Raw genomic sequence first — 19,405 nt, 5'->3', positions numbered from 1 at the left:
CTAATTAATTAGTATATCAACATCAGGACAAATCCGTGAAAGCTCAGAAATAAATTCATCTTTAATTATATTTAAATCATTTTCACTACTTCCTTCAAATCTCAAAACTAAATTTGGAGAGGTATTAGATGCTCTTATAAGACCCCATCCATTTTTAAAATTTATTCTTAATCCATCAATAGAAATTTTATCGCCTTTAATTTCGCATTCTTCGGTGAATTTTTTAATAATTTTAAACTTTGTATCATCAGTAACACTTATATTTAATTCTGGAGTTGAATATGATTTTGGAAAATCATCGATAATACTAGAGAGATTTCTGGAGGAATTAGATATTATTTCTACCATTCTTGCTCCAGCATAGTGTCCATCATCAAAACCATACCATATGTCATTAAAAAAAATGTGTCCGCTCATTTCACCAGCTAAAATAGCTTTGGTTTCTTTAATTGCATTTTTTATATGAAAATGACCAGTTGGAGACATTACTGGTTCGCCATTATATTTTTTAATTATATATTCAAGATCTCTAGAACATTTAACATCATAAATTACCTTACCTTTTTTTCTTTTTAATACTTCTTTTGAAAATAACATCATTATTTTATCAGGAAAAATTATATCTCCTTTTTCGGTAACGACTCCAAGACGATCACCGTCTCCATCAAAAGCAATACCTAAATCCGCATTATTTTCTCTTACGCTTTTTACCAAGTCTTGCAGATTTTCAATCTTTCCAGGATCTGGATGATGATTAGGAAAATTACCATCGATTTCACTGAATAACTCAATAACATCACAACCTAATTTTTTAAATAGCTTTGGCGCTACACAGCCAGCAGCTCCATTACCAGAATCGAGGACAACCCTAATTCTTGTCTTTATGAAAATATTTTTACAAACTTCATCTATATATTCATCTATTATGTCAATCTCTTCACTTTTAGCATTTAGTAAAGGTAATTTTATTTCTTCGTTAATTAAATTAAATATTTCCTTTCCAGATACAGGCTCGTCATTTAATATCATTTTTAAGCCGTTATAATTTTTTGGATTATGACTCCCAGTAATCATAATGCCACTTTTATTAACTTCTTTTTTTGCTGCAAAATAAAGAATTGGACTCGTCACTAAACCAATATTCTTTACATTTATTCCATTTTTTATCAATCTATCCGAAAAAGCTTTCAAAAGGCTTTGACCAGAATTTCTTCCGTCTCTTCCAACAACAACAGATCTTATATTTTCTTTAAAGCATTTTTTTGAAATAGCATCTGCAATAACCTCAATTGATTTTTCATTTAAATCAGATGGATAGACACCTCTAATGTCATATTCTCGAAATATAGTTCTATCAACAGACATAATTATTTCTTTAGTTATCTTGGTGAGTTTGTCATAATAAACAACCTTTATTATATCTTTTTAGGATGTTTAAAAATACTGATTCAAAATTTATTTGGAAAAACGGAACTTTTGAGAAATGGAATGAAAGTTCTGTTCACATTTTATCTCACACGTTACATTATGGCACAGGTGTTTTTGAGGGCGTTAGAGCCTATAAAACTAAAAATGGTGCAGCAATCTTTAGATTAGAAGATCATACAAAGAGACTTTTTGAGGCTGCAGATAAAATTTCCATTGAAATCCCGTATACAAAAGACTATCTAAATACTATTCAAAAAGAGATTTTTAATATAAACAATCTTGATGAAGGCTATTTAAGGCCAATTGTATATTTAGGTAGTGAAGGTCTTGGGCTTAGAGCTAAAGACTTAAGTGTTAACGTTGCTATTGCTGCATGGGAATGGCCTTCATATATGGACCCCGAAGCTAGAGTAAAAGGCATTTCAATTATTAAATCTTCTTACAAGCAATATAGTGATCCACTTCATTCAGGCAATAAAATTATTGGTACTTATATTAATTCAACTATGGCAGTTAATGAGGCTATAAAAAAAGGAGCAGATGAAGCCATACTTCTTGATAAAAATAATTATGTTTCTGAGGGAAGTGGCGAAAATATCTTTTTTGTAAAAGATAACATTATTTATACTCCTACAGTTGAACATTGTTTGAATGGAATCACTCGACAATCTGTAATTAAAATTGCAAAAGATTTTAATTATGATGTTATTGAAAAAAATCTTAAATTTGATGAGTTGCTTGATTGTGATGAAGCTTTTTTTACAGGTACTGCTGCTGAAATAACGCCAATAACAAAGATTGATAATCAACGCATAGGAATTGGATTAAGAGGTGATGTTACTGAAAAACTTCAAAGAACATATCTTGAAATAGTTTCTGGCAATAATTTAATATATAAAGACTGGCTAAGTTTCGTCAAATAAATTCTTTTGCAAAAATTAAAGATACTAATTTTAAGTTATAGAAGTGCTCCATATGGAGGAGGGCAAGGAATATACATCCATGACATTTCAAAAAGACTTTCTGAAAGAGGACATTTGGTTGATGTATTATCAGGACTACCATACCCCATACTCAGTAATAATGTAAATTTAATAAAGCTGCCTGGTTTAGATTTGTTTGAGTCATTTTCGTTTAAGGATAGAGTAAAAAAGTTTCTTTATAAAAAAGGAAAATCTATCATAGATTATTATGAATTTTTTTCAGTCTTATTTGGAGGATTTCCTGAGATGAGAACTTTTGGCTATAGAGCTTCTTCATGGATAAAGGATAAAAAGTACGATATTGTCGTTGATAACCAATCATTAAGCTATGGTTTATTGAAGATTCAAAAAATATTTCCTCTTATTGAAATAATACATCATCCAATATCAAAAGATTTTGAATTTGAATTAACCCTTTCAAATAGTTTTACATACAAATTATCACGACATCGTTGGTATTCTTTTTTGAAAATGCAGAAAAAAGTTGCTCCAAAGTTACTAAAAATAATTACAGTTTCTAAAAACTCAAAAAAAGATATTCAAACAGATTTTAAATGCCTTTGTAAAGATATAAGTGTTATTGATAACGGAATTGATACCGAAAGATTTTTACCACATAAGAATATTATAAGAAAAGATTTTAGATTAATAACAACAGCAAGTGCAGATGTGGCTCTCAAGGGTTTAGATTTTTCATTAAAGGCAATAAGTAAGTTAAGAAAAAAGTATCCTAAAATTGAATTAATTGTTATTGGAAAGATAAAGCAAGATGGACATACACAAAAGCTCATAGAAAATTTAGGAATTATAGACGTTGTTCATTTTAAAACTGGATTAAGTAAAGAAGATATATCACTTCAATATGCTGAAAGTTCAATTGCACTTGTCACATCTCTTTATGAAGGTTTTGGCTATCCTGCAATAGAAGCAATGAGTTGCGCAATTCCATTAATTGCAACAAATGTTGCATCGATTCCTGATTTAGTTAAAGAATATGCTACTTTAATACCTTCAAAAAATCCTGAGGCGATTTGCGAAGCAGTAGAAGAAATTTTCAAAAATAGAGAGAAATTTAATAAAAACTCATTAAAAGCAAGAGAATATGTTATTGAAAGGTTTAATTGGACAAATGTAATAGATAATTATGAACAAATTTTTATGAAAACCATCAAGGAGCACAATGCTAACATTTAATTTCAATAAAATTACACTCTCAAATGATCATGGGATAATGCTAGATTTAGGTTGTGGCGAAGGTCGACATATATTTGCAGTGATGGAAAAATTTCCTAACATCAAATGTGTTGGTCTTGATCCAGATTTAGAATCTTTGGATAAATCTTTAGAGGGTCTTGAGTATTTTAAAGATATATCAAACAAGGATACCTCATTTACAAGTGGATCAGCATATTGCTTGCCATTTAAAGATAATACTTTTGATTTAGTAATATGTTCTGAGGTGCTCGAACATCTTCATGAGTATAATGATGCAATAAAGGAAATTAATAGAGTCTTAAAATCTGGTGGTAAATTTTTAGCAAGTGTGCCCTCTGAATTTCCAGAAAAGATATGTTGGTTTCTATCTAAAGACTATCAAAATCAACCTGGCGGCCATCTAAGAATTTTTAAAAAAAGAAAGCTTATAAAAGAAATATGTGATGAAGATTTTTTATTTTTATGTTCTGAAAGGTTTCATTCTATTCATTCTCCGTATTGGTGGCTTAGATGTTTGTTTTGGAACACGCAGGATACTAATATTTTTATAAAAGCATATAAAAAATTTCTTGAAACTCATATTCTTAAGAAACCTTTATGGATTGATCTAATTGATCAATTTTTCAATCCTATCCTTGGAAAAAGCATTGCTCTTTATTTTGAAAAAAAATGAATTGGGATAAATATAAATCTCTTTTAAGACCTGCATTAGATTGGATAATAAAAAATCAATTAAACGATGGTTCAATACAATGGGATGAAAAAGGAAAATGTGATCCATGGGATCACTGTGAGTGTTTAATTGCTCTTGCAATATACGAAGAATGGGAGGCTTATGATAAAGGAGTCGAATGGTTTTTTAAAAATCTAAACGATGATGGACTAATTTATTCTGAATATCAAAATTGTAAACCTAGTAAATTTTATTTTGAAAGTCACCATGCTCCATATATTATTTTTCCACTAAAACAAGCTTCATTACTACATAAAAGAAAATCTAAAGAGTTTAAAGAATTCGAATTTAAAATCGATAAAATTTTTAATGCTTTAAATTCTTTTAAAGACAATGATGGATATTTTTATTGGGCAAAGAATGAAAAAGGTTATTCTGACAACTCATTAATTACTGCAACAATGTCAAATATTATGTCTGAAAAACTATATAAAAATAATAATTCAGTTAATTTAGATCTATCATTATGGGATCAGAAGTTTGATAGAGATGGTGAGGATAGATCGCGTTTTTCAATGGATTTTTATTATCCCTACATGGCTGGAGTAAAGAAAAATCAACAAGTTTTTAAAAAAAATTTAGAAGATTTTTATGTAAGTGGGTTAGGAGTAAAATGTGTAAAGGAAGAACCATGGGTAACAGTAGCGGAAAGCTCTGAGTGTTTGCTAGCTGCAATTATTTGTGGTGAGCATAGGGTTGCTAAAGATATTTTTAAAGATATTTTAAAATATCAAAATCCAGATGGCATTTTCCCAACTGGATATCAATATGAATTAGATATACTTTGGCCTGAAGAAAATTCAACATGGTCTAATGCTGCTATAATTATTGGCGCTCATGCTTTATGTAATCTCAACAAAACAAATGAAAATGTTTTTTTACTTTTAAGAGATCTTTCTTAGTGCCACCAAACTTTTTACTCTATCAACTAAGACAAAGTTTTCTTTTAGAGCTGTTTCATAAATCTCTCTTGGGGCTTGTCCCCCTTCTTGTTCTGAATCATAAATATCATGGATGGCAAGTATGCCACCAACCTTAATTTTATTTTTCCAACAATTGAAGTCTAATCTTGCAGATTTATATGTATGACTTCCATCGATAAAAACTAAATCTATTTCATTATCCACTATTTTTGAGGCTTCCTCAGATGAGAGAACTAATGGCTTAATATAATTAGATAGATTAAATTTTTTTATATTTTTTAAAAATAGAGGAAGGGTATTAACAACTTTTTTTTTATAATCATATATTTCTTTGTCAAAGTATTCTTCACCGAACTGTTGTTCCTCAGAACCTTGATGATGATCTATTGAAATAAGATAAGTTTTATTTTCTTTACATGCTTCAGCTATGTAACATGCGGATTTACCACAATATGATCCAATTTCAACTGAAAAAGATTTTGAACAATTTATTTTTGCTAACTTATGCAAAAATAGTCCTTCCTCATGACATAAAAACCCCTTAATTTTTTTAAAATCTGTTAAGTTATTTTCCATAAAAATTTTCTTTTCCAAGAGTAGATTTGAATCTTCTATGTTGCCAAAGATATTCATGTGGATGATTTCTAATTTTACTTTCTATAAAGATATTTAATTCTTGTAAAAATTCTTTTTCGCTTGATTCATTTAGATTTAATTTTTCAAATTCTAAAAAATATTTATCTTTTTTGATATAACTATTTACAAAATATAATTTACATTTAGTTGACTTTAAAATTTTATATGGAGCTTTGATAGTTGCGGCAGGAAGACCGAAGAAATTGACGGTTATTGAATTTTTATTTCCATAGTCTTGATCAGGTGCATATAGAACTGTTTTTCCATTTTTTAACCACCTAATAAATTTAATTGGTTCTCTTCTATCCGCACTTCCTAATAAGCTTTTGTTTCTACCAGTTGATTGAATATCATTAAATATTTTAGAATTATGAGATCTTTCAACGCCATAAGCCTCTAAGTTCATACCTATTAATCTTGCGTCGAGTTCAAGATGTAAAGAATGTTTAAAAATTAATAAAACGCCATTTTTTTGTTGTTGTTCTTTTAATATTTTTTCTTCTCCAATCATTTCATAGTTGATTGATCGATTTATTTTTTTATTAGACCAAAACCATGAAATGCCTGTATCAAAAATAATTCTTCCTGACGCAATAATATTTTGCCTATAAATTTGTGTCTTATTTTGATTTGAAAAATCTTTTAAACATGATTCTATATTAATCTTTGAATACTTATTTCTATTAAAAGGAAGTGTCCAGATTATTACCCCGAGGATTTTTGAAATTTTTATTTGAAAAGATCTGGGTAACCTTATTAAAAGTTTCCAAAAAAAAATAATAATATTAAGTATGATTTTATTCATGAGTATTTGAATGTATTATTACATTATTAGTATGCATGATTCATAAATGATTCTTTTTTTATATAACTTTTTAATATTTTTGTTAGCACCTTTCATGGTTTTAAGAATTCTATTTAAAAGCATTTGGGATAAGGACTACAAATTAAACATTTCTAACAGATTTGGTATATATCAAACAAAAAATCTTGATAGTTGTGTTTGGATTCATGCTGTAAGTCTTGGAGAAGTGATTGCATCAAGAAATATAATTATAAAATTATCTCAACATCATAAAATTACCTTAAGTGTCTCTACACCAACAGGCTATAGAGAAGCGAATAAATTTTTTAGCGCAAGTATCAATATTGTCTATGCACCATGGGATTTTCTTTTTTTTATCAAAAATTTTTTTAAAAAATTTAATCCAAAAGCATTAATTTTATTTGAAACTGAGATATGGCCCACATCAATTGCATATGCAAATAATATGAAAATACCAATTTTTCTTGCTAATGCAAGAATGTCTAAACAATCTTATAAACGTTACTTAAAAGTTCCTTTTCTTATGAGTGATACATTTAAAAAATTCACTTTTGTATTCTGTCAAAGCACTATCCAGAAAGAAAGATTCATAAATCTAGGAGTTAAAAATCAAAATATAAAAGTTACAGGCTCAGTTAAATTTGATTTGCATGACTCTCTTAAAGAAAATCTTAAAGAATCAAGTTTAAAAAAATATATTATTGCCTCTAGCACTCATCAGGGTGAGGAAAGAATAATAGTTGAAGTTTATAAAGAACTACAATTTAGATTTCCAGAATTAAAGTTAATAATAGTTCCAAGGCATCCTGAAAGATCAAAATCCATCTTAAAAATTTTAAATAAAAATAATATATGTAGTGAAATAGTCTCCTCCTATAAAAACTTTAATAAAAATGAAGTTTTGATAATCAATGCAACCGGAATGCTTAATCAGTTATATAAAAATGCAATTGCAGCTTTTGTAGGTGGAAGTCTTGTAAAAAGGGGCGGCCATAATATTATTGAACCTGCAGCTAATATGTGTCCTTTTATTGTTGGTCCTTATATGTATAATTTTGAAGATGTTCTAAATTTGTTTACAGAATCTAATGCTTGTATACAAATTGATAATAAAAATAAATTGTTAAATGCATTTAAAACCTTGCTTAATGATAGTACATTGAGTGATGATATAGCTAAAGCTGCATACAAAGTTGTAGAAAATAATACAGGAGCAACTAAAGAGCAGTATAGAGATATTTTAAATTTAATTTAGGGGAATCAAATTGAAACTTATCACAGCAATAATTAAACCATTTAAAGTTGAAGAAGTTAGAAATGCTTTAGACAAAATCAATGTTACTGGCCTAACAATGACTGAGGTTAAAGGTTTTGGGAGGCAAAAAGGTCATACAGAGCTTTATAGAGGAGCAGAATACACAATAGATTTTTTGCCTAAAATTAAAATAGAAATCGCAACATCTGACGATATGGTTGATGAAGTAAAGAAAGTAATTATTGATGCTGCATCATCTGGCAAAATTGGTGACGGTAAAATTTTTATAACCCCTATTGAAGAAGTTATAAGAATAAGAACTGGTGAATTAAACGAAGAAGCTTTGTAAATTAGTATTAGTAAAAAACCAATAATTTTTATTCTTGGGCCTACGGCTGTTGGGAAATCCAATCTTGCAATTGAATTAGCTAAAAATTTTGCAATAGATATTATTAGTGTTGATTCAGTAATGGTATATAAAGATTGTAATATTGGCTCAGCAAAACCATCAAAAAAAATTCTCAAAGAATTTCCTCATAAACTCGTTGATCATATTTCTCCAAATAAAATTTACACTGTTTCCTCTTTTTACAAAGAGGCTAATGAATTTATTAAAAATTCCCACAAAAATAAAAAAATACCAATTTTTGTAGGTGGGACAATGATGTATTTCAAAATATTGCTGGATGGATTAAATAAACTACCACCAGGCGACAATAATTTAAGAAAATATTTAAGTGGCCTTATGAATGATGATAAAAATTATTTGCACTCAATGCTAGAAAAAAAAGATCCTATACAAGCTAAAAAGATAAAACCAAATGATAAAAAAAGAATAATTAGATCACTTGAAATAATTGAAAATACCGGTCAAAAAGCAAGCTTATTATTGGATGAGGATACAGTATTTCTAAAAGAGAAATATAATGTTGTTCAATACGGAATCGAAGAAAAAGATAGAAAAAGTCTTCACAGAAATATTGAGATTAGGTTAATTGAAATTATTGAAAAGGGTTTAGTCTCAGAAGTTGAAGCATTGTTAAAAAATTATCAGATTTCTGATGATCATCCATTAAGGAAATCAGTTAATTATAAACAAGCGATAGGACTTATTAATAATGAATATAGTAATGATGAAATGTTCAACTTAGCTCTATATGCAACAAGACAGCTTGCAAAAAAACAAATTACCTGGATGAGATCATGGAAAGACCTACATTCTTTATCTAAAAATAAATATCAAAAAATATTTAATAAATTGAAAACTTTAGAAAGAACACTTTAAATATAATACATAGTCCATACATTAGGACTATAATATAGAAAATATGAGGTAGTAATGTGAATTGGGACAATCAAAATAATAAAGATCCCTGGGGAGGCAAAAACGAAGCCCCAGACTTTGACGATTTAATGAAAAAATTTTCGTCTATTCTTGGAGGTAAAAAATCGTCTTCAAACGGCTCTGGAGACAATTCTGGAGGAAATGGTGGTTTTAAAATGCCAATTGGCAGAGTCTTAAGTTACGCTTTTTTTGGACTTTTAGTTATCACGGCGTTTCAATCAATTTATATAATCGATGAAACTGATAGAGCAGTAATCCTTCGTCTTGGCAAATTTAGTGAAGAACAACAACCTGGTTTAAACTTTAAAATTCCAGTTATAGATGAAAGATATACTGAAAATGTATCTATAACAAGACGTGAGTCCCAATCCGTGAGTATGTTAACTAAAGATGAAAATATAATAGATGTTACAGTCTCTTCACAATACAGAATTTCAAATCTTAAGGACTTTGTATTGAATGTTAAAGATCCAGAAGCTAGTCTCAAGCAAGCACTTGAAAGTGCATTAAGACATGTAGTTGGTGATAATACCCTTGATCAAGCCTTAACAGTGGGTAGAGAAAATATTGCACAAGAAGTTCAAACAAGAATGCAATTATATTTGGATTCTTATACAACAGGTTTGCTTGTCCAACAAGTAAATATTGAGAAGACAGATCCTCCATCAGCCGTAAAAGATGCATTCGATGATGTTGTTGCGGCAAGAGAAGATAAAGAAAGATTACAGAATGAGGCTGAAAGATATGCTTTAACAATTGTTCCAGAAGCGAGAGGTCAGGCTCAAGCACGAATCAGAGAAGCTGAAGGTTATAAACTTGAAGTTGTTGCAAATGCAGAGGGTGAAGTAGACAGATTTAATAAACTATTAGATGAATACCAAAAAGCACCTGAGGTTACAAGGGATAGACTTTATTTAGATGCTCTTCAATCAGTTCTATCAAATTCAACAAAAATTATGGTTGATGTTGAGGGTGGAAACAACTTACTTTATTTACCGCTAGATAAAATTATGGAAGAAAATAAGAAAAAAGGAGATGACGATGAATAAAAATACATTACTATTAGTATTCGGTGCTCTTATAATAGGCTTATTGTTCAATAGTATTTTTGTAGTTAATGAAAAGCAAAAGGCAATCGTATTCCAGTTCGGTGAACAGGTAAGAACAGATGTCCCAGTTGGATTTCATTTTAAATTACCGATAATACAAGAAGTAAAAAAATATGACTCAAGAATTCAAACTTTAGATGAGCAACCTGACAGAATACTTACTGTTGAAAGTAAGTACCTATTAGTAGATACATTTATTAAATATAAAATTTCAGATGTTTTAACATTTTATAAAGCTAACAATGGAAGTTTTTTTAGTCTTAATAGTTTACTAGGTCAAAGGTCTGAATTTGTTCTTAAAAATGAGTTTGGTAAAAGAACAGTAAAAGAGGTAGTTTCAGGTGAAAGAGATGAGTTAATGAATATTATGCTAACATCGCTTGATGAATCTGTTGCTGATCTAGGTGTAGAAATTATTGATTTCAGAGTTAAAAGAATTGATCTACCTTCTAATCTAAGTAGTTCTGTATACGAAAGAATGAGAACGGAGAGAAACAGACTGGCAGAAGAGTTAAGATCAGAAGGTAAGGAAATTGCTAGAGAAATTAAAGCTATTGCTGATAAAGACAAGGTTGTAATATTGGCTGAGGCTTATAAAGAAGCTGAACAAATCAGAGGTTCAGGGGATGCAGAAGCAGCAGGTATTTATGCAGAGTCTTTCTCACAAGATCCAGAATTTTATGAATTTACAAGAAGCATGAAAGCTTACGTGGAAACATTTGAAAATAAATCTGATGTAATGTTAATAGATTCAGACTCTGAGTTTTTTCAGTATCTTAATAAGAAAAAAGACATAGAGTAATCAAGAGTGTCTAATAATACTCTTATCCTTGGTCTGCAATGGGGAGATGAAGGTAAGGGGAAGATTGTTGATGCATTAAGTCAAAAAGCGGATGCTGTATGTAGATTTCAAGGTGGCCATAACGCTGGTCATACAATAAAAGTAAAAGGTCAAAAAACTGTACTTCATCTCATACCTTCTGGCATCTTGCATGAGAATGCTAAATGTTTAATAGGCAATGGAGTTGTGCTTGCTTTAGATGCACTAGAAAAAGAAATAATAAACCTGCAAGATAAAGATATATCTTTCGTAGATAGGTTTTATATCAGCTCTGCGTGTTCATTGATTCTTCCAAGCCACATTTCTATAGACAAAGCGAGAGACAAAAAAGAATCCATTGGCACAACTGGAAGAGGCATTGGTCCAGCTTATGAAGATAAGATTGGGAGAAGGGCAATTAGATTTGGAGATCTGGGGAAAATAGATATTTTGAAAGACAAAATTAATACTCTTGTCGGATATCATAACAAACTATTAGAAAATCTTTATGATGAGCAACCCCATAAAATAGATGAAGTTATAGAAGAAATAAGCAAATATGAGTATTTATATAACGAATACTGTATTGATTCTCAAGAAATTATGCATGAGTGGATAAAAAATAATAAATCTATTCTGTTTGAAGGCGCACAAGGAACTCTTTTAGACATAGATCATGGGACATATCCCTACGTTACTTCATCAAGTACAACTGCCGGAGGAGTTTCTACAGGACTTGGCATTGGACCAAAGTTTATAAATAAAATTATAGGTATCTCAAAAGCTTATGCTACCAGGGTAGGTGAAGGCCCTTTTTTAACAGAACTTTTTGATAATCATGGAAAAATGCTTGCAGAAAAAGGAAATGAATTTGGTGCAACTACTGGAAGACCAAGAAGATGCGGTTGGCTTGATTTAGTAGCTCTTAAAAAAGCGATTTTTACAAATTCTGTAACAGATCTTTGTATCACTAAACTTGATGTATTAGATGAAATGGAAACAATTAATGTTTGTATTGAATCTAAAAATAATAAACCTGTGTACAAAAAATTTCCGGGCTGGTTATCTTCCACAGAAGGAACGACAGTTTATTCTGAGTTACCAGAGAATGCCAAAAAATATATAGAATTTATTGAAGACTTTACAGGATGCACAGCAACGATAGTTTCTACTGGCCCATCAAGAGATCAAACAATATTACGTTAAATCAAATTATTTTTAGAAATTTATCTAAACTTGCATTAATAAATTTGTAGGAGTCAGGGCTTGAAAATTTCTTTGACAGTCTCAAAGATTCATCTAATGCAACAGGTTTATCCAAGTCACCATACAGCATCTCATTGATTGCAAAATATAGAATTGATTTATCAATTAATTCTAAGCTAGTATCTTTAATTTCCAGTGAAGTTAAAATTTCTTCTATTTCCTTTTTATTTTTTTCAATAGATTTTAAAGAAGAAGAAAACATCATAAAATCAACTTTTTTTGTTTCATGCTCATTTTTGAATTGTTTTACTATCATTGAAACCTTTTGTTTATTAAAAAGCATCTGATAAATTGCTTGTACTAAATATTCTCTAGTCTTAACGGCAATCTTAAACTTAGAGAGATTTTTCATGAATAAAATCAACAAGTGATAATGTATTTCTTTTTGTAGCAACAGAATACCTTTCCTTAAGTTGAACTTTATTCTCTACACATATAACGTTATTAAGAACAGCAATATTAAAGTTTTTTTCTGAAAAAACACCTATTGATCTAAATGTTTCTTTAGTGACAAGATCATAATGAGATGTTTCACCTCTAATTATTATTCCTACAAATAAAATACCAGAATACTCACCATTAAATTTTTCAATTTTATTTTGGGCCAAAGAAGCCAATTCTAATGCACCAGGAGCTCTTGCAGTATTAACTTCAAAATTCATATTAGTTTTTTTATGAAGTTCTTCTTTAGCAATAGCAATCATCTCATCTATATATTTTTCATACCAACAAGTATGAACAATCAAAACTTTATTCATTTTCAAAACCAGTTATTTCTATATCAAACCCAGAAACTGCGCTATATTTTGTAGGCGTTCCTAATACAGTTATTTTTTTTAAGTTCAAAGCTCTTAATATTTGTGATCCAACTCCTATTACTCTTCTATTACTTTTAGGTTCTATTTCCTTTTCTTCAAGTTTATTTAACCAATAACTTTTTGCATCTCTGTGATTAATAAGAACAAACAATCCTGTACCTTCCTTAGCAATTCTTTTTAAAGAATCTCTTATAGACCAATTTTTTCCTAAATCATCAATACCAAGCAAATCTTGAAGTATGCTTTGAGTTTGTACCCTAACTAGAGGAGACTCAACATTATCTAAATCACCCATAGAGAGAGAAAAATGATATTCATCATAAATCTTATCTCTCCACACATTTAACTTAAATTCACCAAACTCATTTATAACATTTTTATCAAGCACAGATTCAACAGTAGCATCCATCGAAAGCCTGTAATCAATTAAGTCTGCAATAGTACCAACTTTAATATTATTTTCTTTACCAAATTTTATTAAATCATCTCTTCTTGCCATAGTACCATCATCATTCATTATTTCGCATATCACTCCAGCTGACTGCAGTCCAGCCAATTCAGCTAAATCACAGGCAGCTTCAGTATGTCCAGCTCTACTAAGAACTCCACCTTTCATTGCTCTGAGAGGAAATATATGACCAGGCTGAACAATATCGGATGGTTTAGATTTTTTATCTAAGGCTGTTTTGATTGTATGAGCTCTATCTGCAGCAGAAATACCTGTTGTTATTCCTTCTGCCGCTTCAATTGAAACTGTAAAGGCTGTTTTATTAGTAGCTCTATTATTATTAGCCATCATTTGAAGATTATATTTATCACAAAGCTCTTTACTCATTGGCAGACAAATTAAGCCTTTGCCTTTTGATGCCATAAAATTAATTATTTCTGGCGTAACTAAATCTGCAGCACAAATAAGATCTCCCTCATTCTCCCGAGATTCGTCATCAACAACAATGACCATTTTCCCAGCTTTAATATCATCAATAATTTCTAAGGTACTACTTTTATTCATTTTTTTTAAAGATTTCTTTTAAATCGGTATCAACGTTATATGAGGATTCTAATTTAAAACCATATTTTTCAATAGCATTTTCTTCATGAAACCAATTTATAGCATTCTGGCCAAGATTCATGTTTGATGTATATGAAATAATTTCATCTATTAATCCTAGTTTTAAAAAAGAATTAGCTAACTTAGGACCACTTTCAATCAGTACAGAGGAAATGTCTTCAGATCCGATAGAATTTATAATCTCACCTAGGTCTTTAGTTTTAAAAATCTTTACTTGACCATCTTTAAAGAAATTCAAGTTCATCTCAAACTCTTTGCTTGATAGTAGTATTTTTTTTGGTTGGTTGACTGGAAAATCTACTCTGGCATTCATCCTAGGATTATCATTTTTCACAGTATTGCCACCAGTTAATATTGCATCACAAGTTGCTCTTAATACCTGAACGTCATCTCTTGAAGCTTGAGATGTAATTATTGTTCTTTCACCGTTATCAAAATGTGACTTTCCATCAAGTGAAGACGCAATTTTTAAAATAATATAAGGCCTTCTATTTTTGTGCTTAAAGAAAAAAAAACTATTTTGACTTTCTACTAACTCTTTATGAATGCCAGAAATAACTTTAACATTATTTTCTTCTAGTATTTTAATGCCTTTACCAGAAACTAAAGGGTTTGGATCAATTGCACCAATTAAAACATTTTTTATTCCGGTAGCAGCGATTCTTTTTGCACATGATCCAGTTTTACCTTGATGACTACATGGCTCTAAGGTACTAATTAAAGTTAAATCAGAAAAATTATTGAATTTTTTTCCAAGCAATTCTTCTGCTTTCAATATCGCATTAATTTCTGCATGATTTTCACCGTAAACTTCATGATAACCTTCTGAGATAACTTCATTTTCGTTACAAAGTATTGCTCCAACTACGGGATTTGGCTTTGCAGTATATTTGAAAGACTCAGCATTAGTAATTGCATGAAGCATTAAATCTTCATAATTCATTTTTTTGAATTTTTCTTTGATGGATTCTCTTTATTGAGTGAGCTAATTTCTTGAGAAAAATCTTCAATATCTTGAAAATCTCTATAGACGGATGCAAAACGAACATATGCAACAGTATCAACTTCTTTTAGTGCATTCATCATAATTTTGCCGATTTCAATAGATTTTATTTCACGAACCCCTTTAGTTCTTATTTCTTTTAGAATTTTTCCAAAAATAGTATCTATTTCTTCTGTTGATAAAGGTCTTTTTTCAAGAGCTCTTAACATACCGGATTTCAATTTTGATCCATTAAAAGGCTGTCTTTCCCCATTGCTCTTAATGACTCTAGGTAAAGCTAGATCAATAGTTTCAAAAGTTGTAAACCTAGAGAAACATACCTCACATTCTCTTCTTCTTCTTATTTGTGAGCCATCTGCAACTAATCTTGAATCAATTACCTTAGTATCTTCAGCTTGGCAAAAAGGGCAATACATCTACACATTATATACTGGAAAATTGCTTGTAAGATTTTGAACTTCTTCTTTAATATTTTTTTGAAGCTCATCATTATCAAAATCATTGATAATATTTGAAATCCAATTACTAACTTGAATAATTTCTTTCTCTTTAAATCCTCTGGTTGTAACCGCAGGTGTTCCAATTCTGATACCAGATGTCACAAATGGTGAAGCCGGATCATTTGGTACTGAATTTTTATTTACTGTAATATTGACAGTCCCAAGAAGTTTTTCGAGGTCTTTCCCAGTCATGCCTTTAGACCTCAAGTCTACTAAAATAATATGATTTTCAGTTCCATTGCTGACAATATCTATACCATTTGACATTAAAGTTTTTGCCATTATTTTTGCGTTATCCATTACATTTTGAATGTAAATTTTAAATTCTGGATCAAGTGCCTCTTTAAAACATAATGCTTTAGCAGCAACAACATGCATAAGAGGGCCGCCTTGTGATCCTGGGAATACTGCTGAGTTAAGTTTTTTTTCAATTTCTTCATTTGCTTTTGCAAGAATAATACCTGATCTTGGACCTCTTAATGTTTTATGGGTCGTAGATGTAACAACATCAGCAAAAGGTATAGGTGATGGATATAAATTTGCTGCAACCAAACCTGAAACATGAGCCATATCAACTAAAAAGTATGCTCCAACTTCGTCAGCAATATCTCTAAACTTCTTCCAATCTATTATTCCAGTAAATGCAGAAAATCCTGCTATTATTAATTTTGGTTTATATTCTTTTGCAAGAGATCTTACTTCATCATAATTTATATCATTAGTTTCAGGATGAAGCCCATACTGAACGCTTTTATAGTTCCTACCAGAGAAATTAACTTTTGATCCATGCGTAAGATGACCCCCATGATCTAAGCTCATACCAAGAATTGTATCGTTTGGTTCTAAAAGCGCTAAATATGCTGCAGCATTTGCTGATGAGCCAGAATGCGGTTGGACATTTGCGTAATCTGATTTGAATAGTTCTTTTGCTCTATCTATAGCAAGATTTTCAGCAACATCTACATTCTCACAACCACCATAATATCGTTTTGATGGATACCCTTCTGCATATTTATTAGTTAAAACGGACCCTTGTGCTTCTAAAATTCTCTTAGACGCATAGTTTTCTGATGCAATTAGTTCAATATGATCCTCTTGTCTTTTTGCTTCATTTTGAAAAGATTTCCATAATTCTGAGTCATAGTTTTCAATAGAATTTTCATTAGAAAAAATATTATCGCTTCTTGATGATTTCATAATTTTTTAAAAGTTATATTAAAGTTAAAAAGAATTTATGCTAATTTTATATTATCTAAGGCTTTTTGTGCATAAAAGGTTTTATTCTTTTTGGATAGCATGATGTGCAAATTTTGCATTTCAAACCATAGCAATCTCTCGCTTGACAAAATTCTCTTCCCCAAAAAATCATTTGTAAGTGTAATTTATTCCAATTCTCTTTTGGAAAATTTTTTTTTAAATCTTCTTCGGTTTTTTTAACATTTTTACCACTAGTAAGACCCCATCTTTGTGCAAGTCTATGAATATGAGTATCAACTGCAAAAGCAGGAACACCAAAGCCCTGACTCATAACTACAGATGCAGTCTTATGACCAACTCCAGGCAAACTTTCAAGATCTTTGAAATCTTGAGGTACTTCAGAATTAAAATTTTTAACTAAGATTTTTGATAAATTTAAAATAGCTTTAGATTTTTTTGGACCTAATCCACATGGCTTTATTATTTCATAAATAGCATTTTGAGAGAGCTTTGACATCGATATAGGGTCAGATGCAATATCAAAAAGTTTTGGCGTTACCTTATTTACTCTTTCATCGGTACATTGAGCTGAAAGTAAGACAGCTATGAGCAAAGAGTATGTACTAAAATGGTCTAATGGTATAGGAGTTGCTGGATACTCTTTATCTAAAATCTTAGAAATAATTAAGGCTCTTTGAGATTTTTTCATATAATAAATGTAGCATAATAATTAATATAATTATGAATAATAAAAGACTTCAAAAGTATATTTTAAAAATTAAAGATAGTTTTCTTAACGAAACTGAAGAAAATAAAAAAATGTTGGACATTTATTTAAAATATGCTGAAGGTAATGCTAGCGAAGAAGAGATTATCGAAGCTAATAAGCAGTTTGAACAAATATTAAAAAGCCTTGGTTTGGGCGTTTTAGTTGTTCTGCCCTTTAGCCCGATAACAATACCGTATATTATTAAAAAAGCTGAAGAGTTTGGTATAGATATTATACCTAATTGGTACAAGAAGCTTTAAGTAAATAATAAGATGGAATAAAATACAGCCTATTAAATTTTTTGGAGAAGTTATGAGAAATGTAGTTATTGTAGATAGTGTTAGAACAGGACTAGCAAAATCAAATAGAGGTGGTTTTAATATCACAAGACCAGATAATATGCTTGCTCATATAATTAATGCTTTGCTTGAGAGAAATCCTACTCTTTCTCCAGAGGTTGTAGAAGACATAATAATGGGCTGTGGGAATCCTGAAGGTGCTCAAGGACATAATGTTGCCAGAAATGCAGCAGTTTTATCTAACTTACCCATTAGTGTTGGAGGAACTACTATTAACAGATATTGCTCTTCTGGAATGCAATCAATTTCAATGGCTGCTGGACAAATTATGGCTGGATCATATGATGCGGTTATTGCTGGTGGTGCAGAAACAATTTCAATGATCGGTGCAAAAATGAATATGGATAATTTTGTTAATGAAAAATTAGCAGAGCAATCTCCTGGAATATATTATCCAATGGGAATGACAGCGGAAGTTGTTGCAAAGAGATATAAAATTTCAAGAGAAACTCAAGATGAACTTGCATTTGAAAGCCAAAAAAGAACTGCTGCTGCTCAAGATGCTGGACTTTATGATGACGAAATAATTCCTATGCAAACAAAAATGTTGCTAGTCAATAAAGAAACTGGTGATTCAAAAGAAGTTGAAGTTACTGTGAACAAAGATGAGTGCAACAGACCTGAAACAACTATGGAAGGATTGAGCGCACTTAAACCCGTTTTTGATCCTGAAAACGGTACTGTTACAGCCGGAAATTCTTCTCAGTTATCAGATGGTGCTTCTGTTGCTCTAGTAATGTCGGAAGAAAAAGCCTTGGAATTAGGTCTTAAGCCTATGGTTTATTTTAGAGGTTTTACTACAATGGGTTGTGAGCCAGATGAAATGGGAATAGGGCCGGTCTATTCAGTACCGAAGCTTTTAAAAAATTACAATATGTCTATGAATGATATTGACCTCTGGGAACTTAATGAAGCATTTGCAGTCCAAGTTGCATACTGTAGAGATAAATTAGGCATACCAATGGATAAACTAAATGTTAATGGAGGCTCTATCTCAATAGGACACCCTTATGGAATGACAGGATCAAGATGTGTTGGTCATTTGGCAAGGGAGCTTACAAGACAAGATAAACAATTTGGTGTTGTAACAATGTGCGTTGGCGGAGGAATGGGAGCATCGGGATTATTAGAAAGATATCCTAGTTAAT

The 19,405-nt window shown here is 30.4% G+C and carries 22 protein-coding genes; 12 read left to right on the top strand and 10 right to left on the bottom strand.

Annotated elements, in window-relative coordinates; genetic code table 11:
* The gene (locus M9C80_05425) at window positions 1–1,365 is read right to left on the bottom strand and encodes a phosphomannomutase/phosphoglucomutase (GenBank protein URQ69374.1); all 1,365 of its coding nucleotides are present in this window, start codon (window positions 1,363–1,365) and stop codon (window positions 1–3) included.
* Window positions 1,366–1,430: 65 nt separating this feature from the next.
* Here M9C80_05425 and M9C80_05420 point away from each other — a divergent pair, with 65 nt between their 5' ends.
* The 4 genes from M9C80_05420 to M9C80_05405 are packed head-to-tail and all read left to right on the top strand — an operon-like array spanning window position 1,431 to window position 5,261.
* Complete coding sequence (locus M9C80_05420) at window positions 1,431–2,351, top strand: branched-chain amino acid transaminase (protein ID URQ69373.1); 921 nt, start codon at window positions 1,431–1,433, stop codon at window positions 2,349–2,351.
* Between the two features lie 6 nt (window positions 2,352–2,357).
* Window positions 2,358–3,605 (top strand): glycosyltransferase family 4 protein, encoded by a 1,248-nt coding sequence (locus tag M9C80_05415; protein ID URQ69372.1) that lies wholly within the window; start codon window positions 2,358–2,360, stop codon window positions 3,603–3,605.
* Window positions 3,592–4,299, top strand: coding sequence for a methyltransferase domain-containing protein (locus M9C80_05410; GenBank protein ID URQ69371.1), 708 nt, complete (start codon window positions 3,592–3,594; stop codon window positions 4,297–4,299). Before M9C80_05415 ends, M9C80_05410 begins: the two co-directional genes overlap by 14 nt.
* Window positions 4,296–5,261, top strand: a complete 966-nt coding sequence (locus tag M9C80_05405; protein URQ69370.1) for a hypothetical protein — start codon at window positions 4,296–4,298, stop codon at window positions 5,259–5,261. The genes M9C80_05410 and M9C80_05405 overlap by 4 nt, the downstream gene beginning before the upstream one ends.
* Here M9C80_05405 and M9C80_05400 read toward each other — a convergent pair.
* Together M9C80_05400 and M9C80_05395 are read right to left on the bottom strand one after the other, a co-directional pair.
* Window positions 5,244–5,858: a class I SAM-dependent methyltransferase gene (locus tag M9C80_05400; GenBank protein URQ69369.1), complete on the bottom strand. Its 615-nt coding sequence runs from the start codon at window positions 5,856–5,858 to the stop codon at window positions 5,244–5,246. The genes M9C80_05405 and M9C80_05400 overlap by 18 nt on opposite strands.
* Window positions 5,848–6,723: a hypothetical protein gene (locus M9C80_05395; GenBank protein URQ69368.1), complete on the bottom strand. Its 876-nt coding sequence runs from the start codon at window positions 6,721–6,723 to the stop codon at window positions 5,848–5,850. Before M9C80_05395 ends, M9C80_05400 begins: the two co-directional genes overlap by 11 nt.
* A gap of 46 nt (window positions 6,724–6,769) precedes the next feature.
* On the opposite strand from M9C80_05395, the gene M9C80_05390 reads away from it, so the two are divergent.
* From M9C80_05390 to M9C80_05365, 6 genes are read left to right on the top strand one after another with little or no spacing between them, the layout of a single operon-like run.
* Window positions 6,770–7,999, top strand: a complete 1,230-nt coding sequence (locus M9C80_05390) for a 3-deoxy-D-manno-octulosonic acid transferase (GenBank protein ID URQ69367.1) — start codon at window positions 6,770–6,772, stop codon at window positions 7,997–7,999.
* 10 nt (window positions 8,000–8,009) lie between these two features.
* Window positions 8,010–8,348, top strand: coding sequence for a P-II family nitrogen regulator (locus M9C80_05385; GenBank protein URQ69366.1), 339 nt, complete (start codon window positions 8,010–8,012; stop codon window positions 8,346–8,348).
* Between the two features lie 6 nt (window positions 8,349–8,354).
* The gene (gene miaA, locus M9C80_05380) at window positions 8,355–9,284 is read left to right on the top strand and encodes a tRNA (adenosine(37)-N6)-dimethylallyltransferase MiaA (protein ID URQ70208.1); all 930 of its coding nucleotides are present in this window, start codon (window positions 8,355–8,357) and stop codon (window positions 9,282–9,284) included.
* A gap of 56 nt (window positions 9,285–9,340) precedes the next feature.
* A complete protein-coding gene (hflK, locus tag M9C80_05375) occupies window positions 9,341–10,393 on the top strand; it encodes an FtsH protease activity modulator HflK (GenBank protein URQ69365.1) in 1,053 nt (350 codons plus the stop codon).
* Window positions 10,386–11,255, top strand: coding sequence for a protease modulator HflC (hflC, locus tag M9C80_05370; protein URQ69364.1), 870 nt, complete (start codon window positions 10,386–10,388; stop codon window positions 11,253–11,255). The genes hflK and hflC overlap by 8 nt, the downstream gene beginning before the upstream one ends.
* Before the next feature lie 6 nt (window positions 11,256–11,261).
* Window positions 11,262–12,479, top strand: coding sequence for an adenylosuccinate synthase (locus M9C80_05365; protein URQ69363.1), 1,218 nt, complete (start codon window positions 11,262–11,264; stop codon window positions 12,477–12,479).
* A gap of 1 nt (window position 12,480) precedes the next feature.
* On the opposite strand, the gene nusB is transcribed toward M9C80_05365, so the two are convergent.
* From nusB to nth, 7 genes are read right to left on the bottom strand one after another with little or no spacing between them, the layout of a single operon-like run.
* Window positions 12,481–12,891, bottom strand: coding sequence for a transcription antitermination factor NusB (nusB, locus tag M9C80_05360; protein ID URQ69362.1), 411 nt, complete (start codon window positions 12,889–12,891; stop codon window positions 12,481–12,483).
* Window positions 12,875–13,297: a 6,7-dimethyl-8-ribityllumazine synthase gene (locus tag M9C80_05355; GenBank protein URQ69361.1), complete on the bottom strand. Its 423-nt coding sequence runs from the start codon at window positions 13,295–13,297 to the stop codon at window positions 12,875–12,877. The genes nusB and M9C80_05355 overlap by 17 nt, the downstream gene beginning before the upstream one ends.
* Window positions 13,290–14,369: a 3,4-dihydroxy-2-butanone-4-phosphate synthase gene (ribB, locus tag M9C80_05350; GenBank protein ID URQ69360.1), complete on the bottom strand. Its 1,080-nt coding sequence runs from the start codon at window positions 14,367–14,369 to the stop codon at window positions 13,290–13,292. The genes M9C80_05355 and ribB overlap by 8 nt, the downstream gene beginning before the upstream one ends.
* A complete protein-coding gene (ribD, locus tag M9C80_05345) occupies window positions 14,362–15,372 on the bottom strand; it encodes a bifunctional diaminohydroxyphosphoribosylaminopyrimidine deaminase/5-amino-6-(5-phosphoribosylamino)uracil reductase RibD (GenBank protein URQ69359.1) in 1,011 nt (336 codons plus the stop codon). The genes ribB and ribD overlap by 8 nt, the downstream gene beginning before the upstream one ends.
* Window positions 15,369–15,848 (bottom strand): transcriptional regulator NrdR, encoded by a 480-nt coding sequence (gene nrdR, locus M9C80_05340; protein ID URQ69358.1) that lies wholly within the window; start codon window positions 15,846–15,848, stop codon window positions 15,369–15,371. The genes ribD and nrdR overlap by 4 nt, the downstream gene beginning before the upstream one ends.
* On the bottom strand, window positions 15,849–17,129 hold the full coding sequence (locus M9C80_05335; GenBank protein URQ69357.1) for a serine hydroxymethyltransferase: 1,281 nt from the start codon (window positions 17,127–17,129) through the stop codon (window positions 15,849–15,851).
* A 55-nt stretch (window positions 17,130–17,184) separates the two neighbouring features.
* Window positions 17,185–17,838 (bottom strand): endonuclease III, encoded by a 654-nt coding sequence (gene nth, locus M9C80_05330; protein ID URQ69356.1) that lies wholly within the window; start codon window positions 17,836–17,838, stop codon window positions 17,185–17,187.
* Window positions 17,839–17,870: 32 nt separating this feature from the next.
* Here nth and M9C80_05325 point away from each other — a divergent pair, with 32 nt between their 5' ends.
* Together M9C80_05325 and M9C80_05320 are read left to right on the top strand one after the other, a co-directional pair.
* Window positions 17,871–18,158: a hypothetical protein gene (locus tag M9C80_05325; protein ID URQ69355.1), complete on the top strand. Its 288-nt coding sequence runs from the start codon at window positions 17,871–17,873 to the stop codon at window positions 18,156–18,158.
* 52 nt (window positions 18,159–18,210) lie between these two features.
* Window positions 18,211–19,404 carry a thiolase family protein gene (locus tag M9C80_05320; GenBank protein URQ69354.1) on the top strand — a complete coding sequence of 398 codons (1,194 nt, stop codon included), beginning with the start codon at window positions 18,211–18,213 and terminating at the stop codon, window positions 19,402–19,404.
* The last annotated feature ends 1 nt before the right edge of the window (window position 19,405 follow it).

Source organism: SAR86 cluster bacterium, assembly GCA_023703615.1.
Taxonomy (GTDB): domain Bacteria; phylum Pseudomonadota; class Gammaproteobacteria; order Magnimaribacterales; family D2472; genus MED-G85.
The sequence above is the reverse complement of the archived record's forward strand: the minus strand, read 5'-3'. Positions and strand labels throughout refer to the sequence as shown.

What these genes read in the sequence shown, in the direction of transcription:
- M9C80_05425 (URQ69374.1), bottom strand. Translation starts at nt 1,365, where the DNA reads ATGTCTGTTGATAGAACTATATTTCGAGAATATGACATTAGAGGTGTC.
- M9C80_05420 (URQ69373.1), top strand. Translation starts at nt 1,431, where the DNA reads ATGTTTAAAAATACTGATTCAAAATTTATTTGGAAAAACGGAACTTTT.
- M9C80_05410 (URQ69371.1), top strand. Translation starts at nt 3,592, where the DNA reads ATGCTAACATTTAATTTCAATAAAATTACACTCTCAAATGATCATGGG.
- M9C80_05405 (URQ69370.1), top strand. Translation starts at nt 4,296, where the DNA reads ATGAATTGGGATAAATATAAATCTCTTTTAAGACCTGCATTAGATTGG.
- M9C80_05400 (URQ69369.1), bottom strand. Translation starts at nt 5,858, where the DNA reads ATGGAAAATAACTTAACAGATTTTAAAAAAATTAAGGGGTTTTTATGT.
- M9C80_05395 (URQ69368.1), bottom strand. Translation starts at nt 6,723, where the DNA reads ATGAATAAAATCATACTTAATATTATTATTTTTTTTTGGAAACTTTTA.
- M9C80_05390 (URQ69367.1), top strand. Translation starts at nt 6,770, where the DNA reads ATGATTCTTTTTTTATATAACTTTTTAATATTTTTGTTAGCACCTTTC.
- hflC (URQ69364.1), top strand. Translation starts at nt 10,386, where the DNA reads ATGAATAAAAATACATTACTATTAGTATTCGGTGCTCTTATAATAGGC.
- nusB (URQ69362.1), bottom strand. Translation starts at nt 12,891, where the DNA reads ATGAAAAATCTCTCTAAGTTTAAGATTGCCGTTAAGACTAGAGAATAT.
- M9C80_05355 (URQ69361.1), bottom strand. Translation starts at nt 13,297, where the DNA reads ATGAATAAAGTTTTGATTGTTCATACTTGTTGGTATGAAAAATATATA.
- ribB (URQ69360.1), bottom strand. Translation starts at nt 14,369, where the DNA reads ATGAATAAAAGTAGTACCTTAGAAATTATTGATGATATTAAAGCTGGG.
- ribD (URQ69359.1), bottom strand. Translation starts at nt 15,372, where the DNA reads ATGAATTATGAAGATTTAATGCTTCATGCAATTACTAATGCTGAGTCT.
- nrdR (URQ69358.1), bottom strand. Translation starts at nt 15,848, where the DNA reads ATGTATTGCCCTTTTTGCCAAGCTGAAGATACTAAGGTAATTGATTCA.
- M9C80_05335 (URQ69357.1), bottom strand. Translation starts at nt 17,129, where the DNA reads ATGAAATCATCAAGAAGCGATAATATTTTTTCTAATGAAAATTCTATT.
- nth (URQ69356.1), bottom strand. Translation starts at nt 17,838, where the DNA reads ATGAAAAAATCTCAAAGAGCCTTAATTATTTCTAAGATTTTAGATAAA.
- M9C80_05325 (URQ69355.1), top strand. Translation starts at nt 17,871, where the DNA reads ATGAATAATAAAAGACTTCAAAAGTATATTTTAAAAATTAAAGATAGT.
- M9C80_05320 (URQ69354.1), top strand. Translation starts at nt 18,211, where the DNA reads ATGAGAAATGTAGTTATTGTAGATAGTGTTAGAACAGGACTAGCAAAA.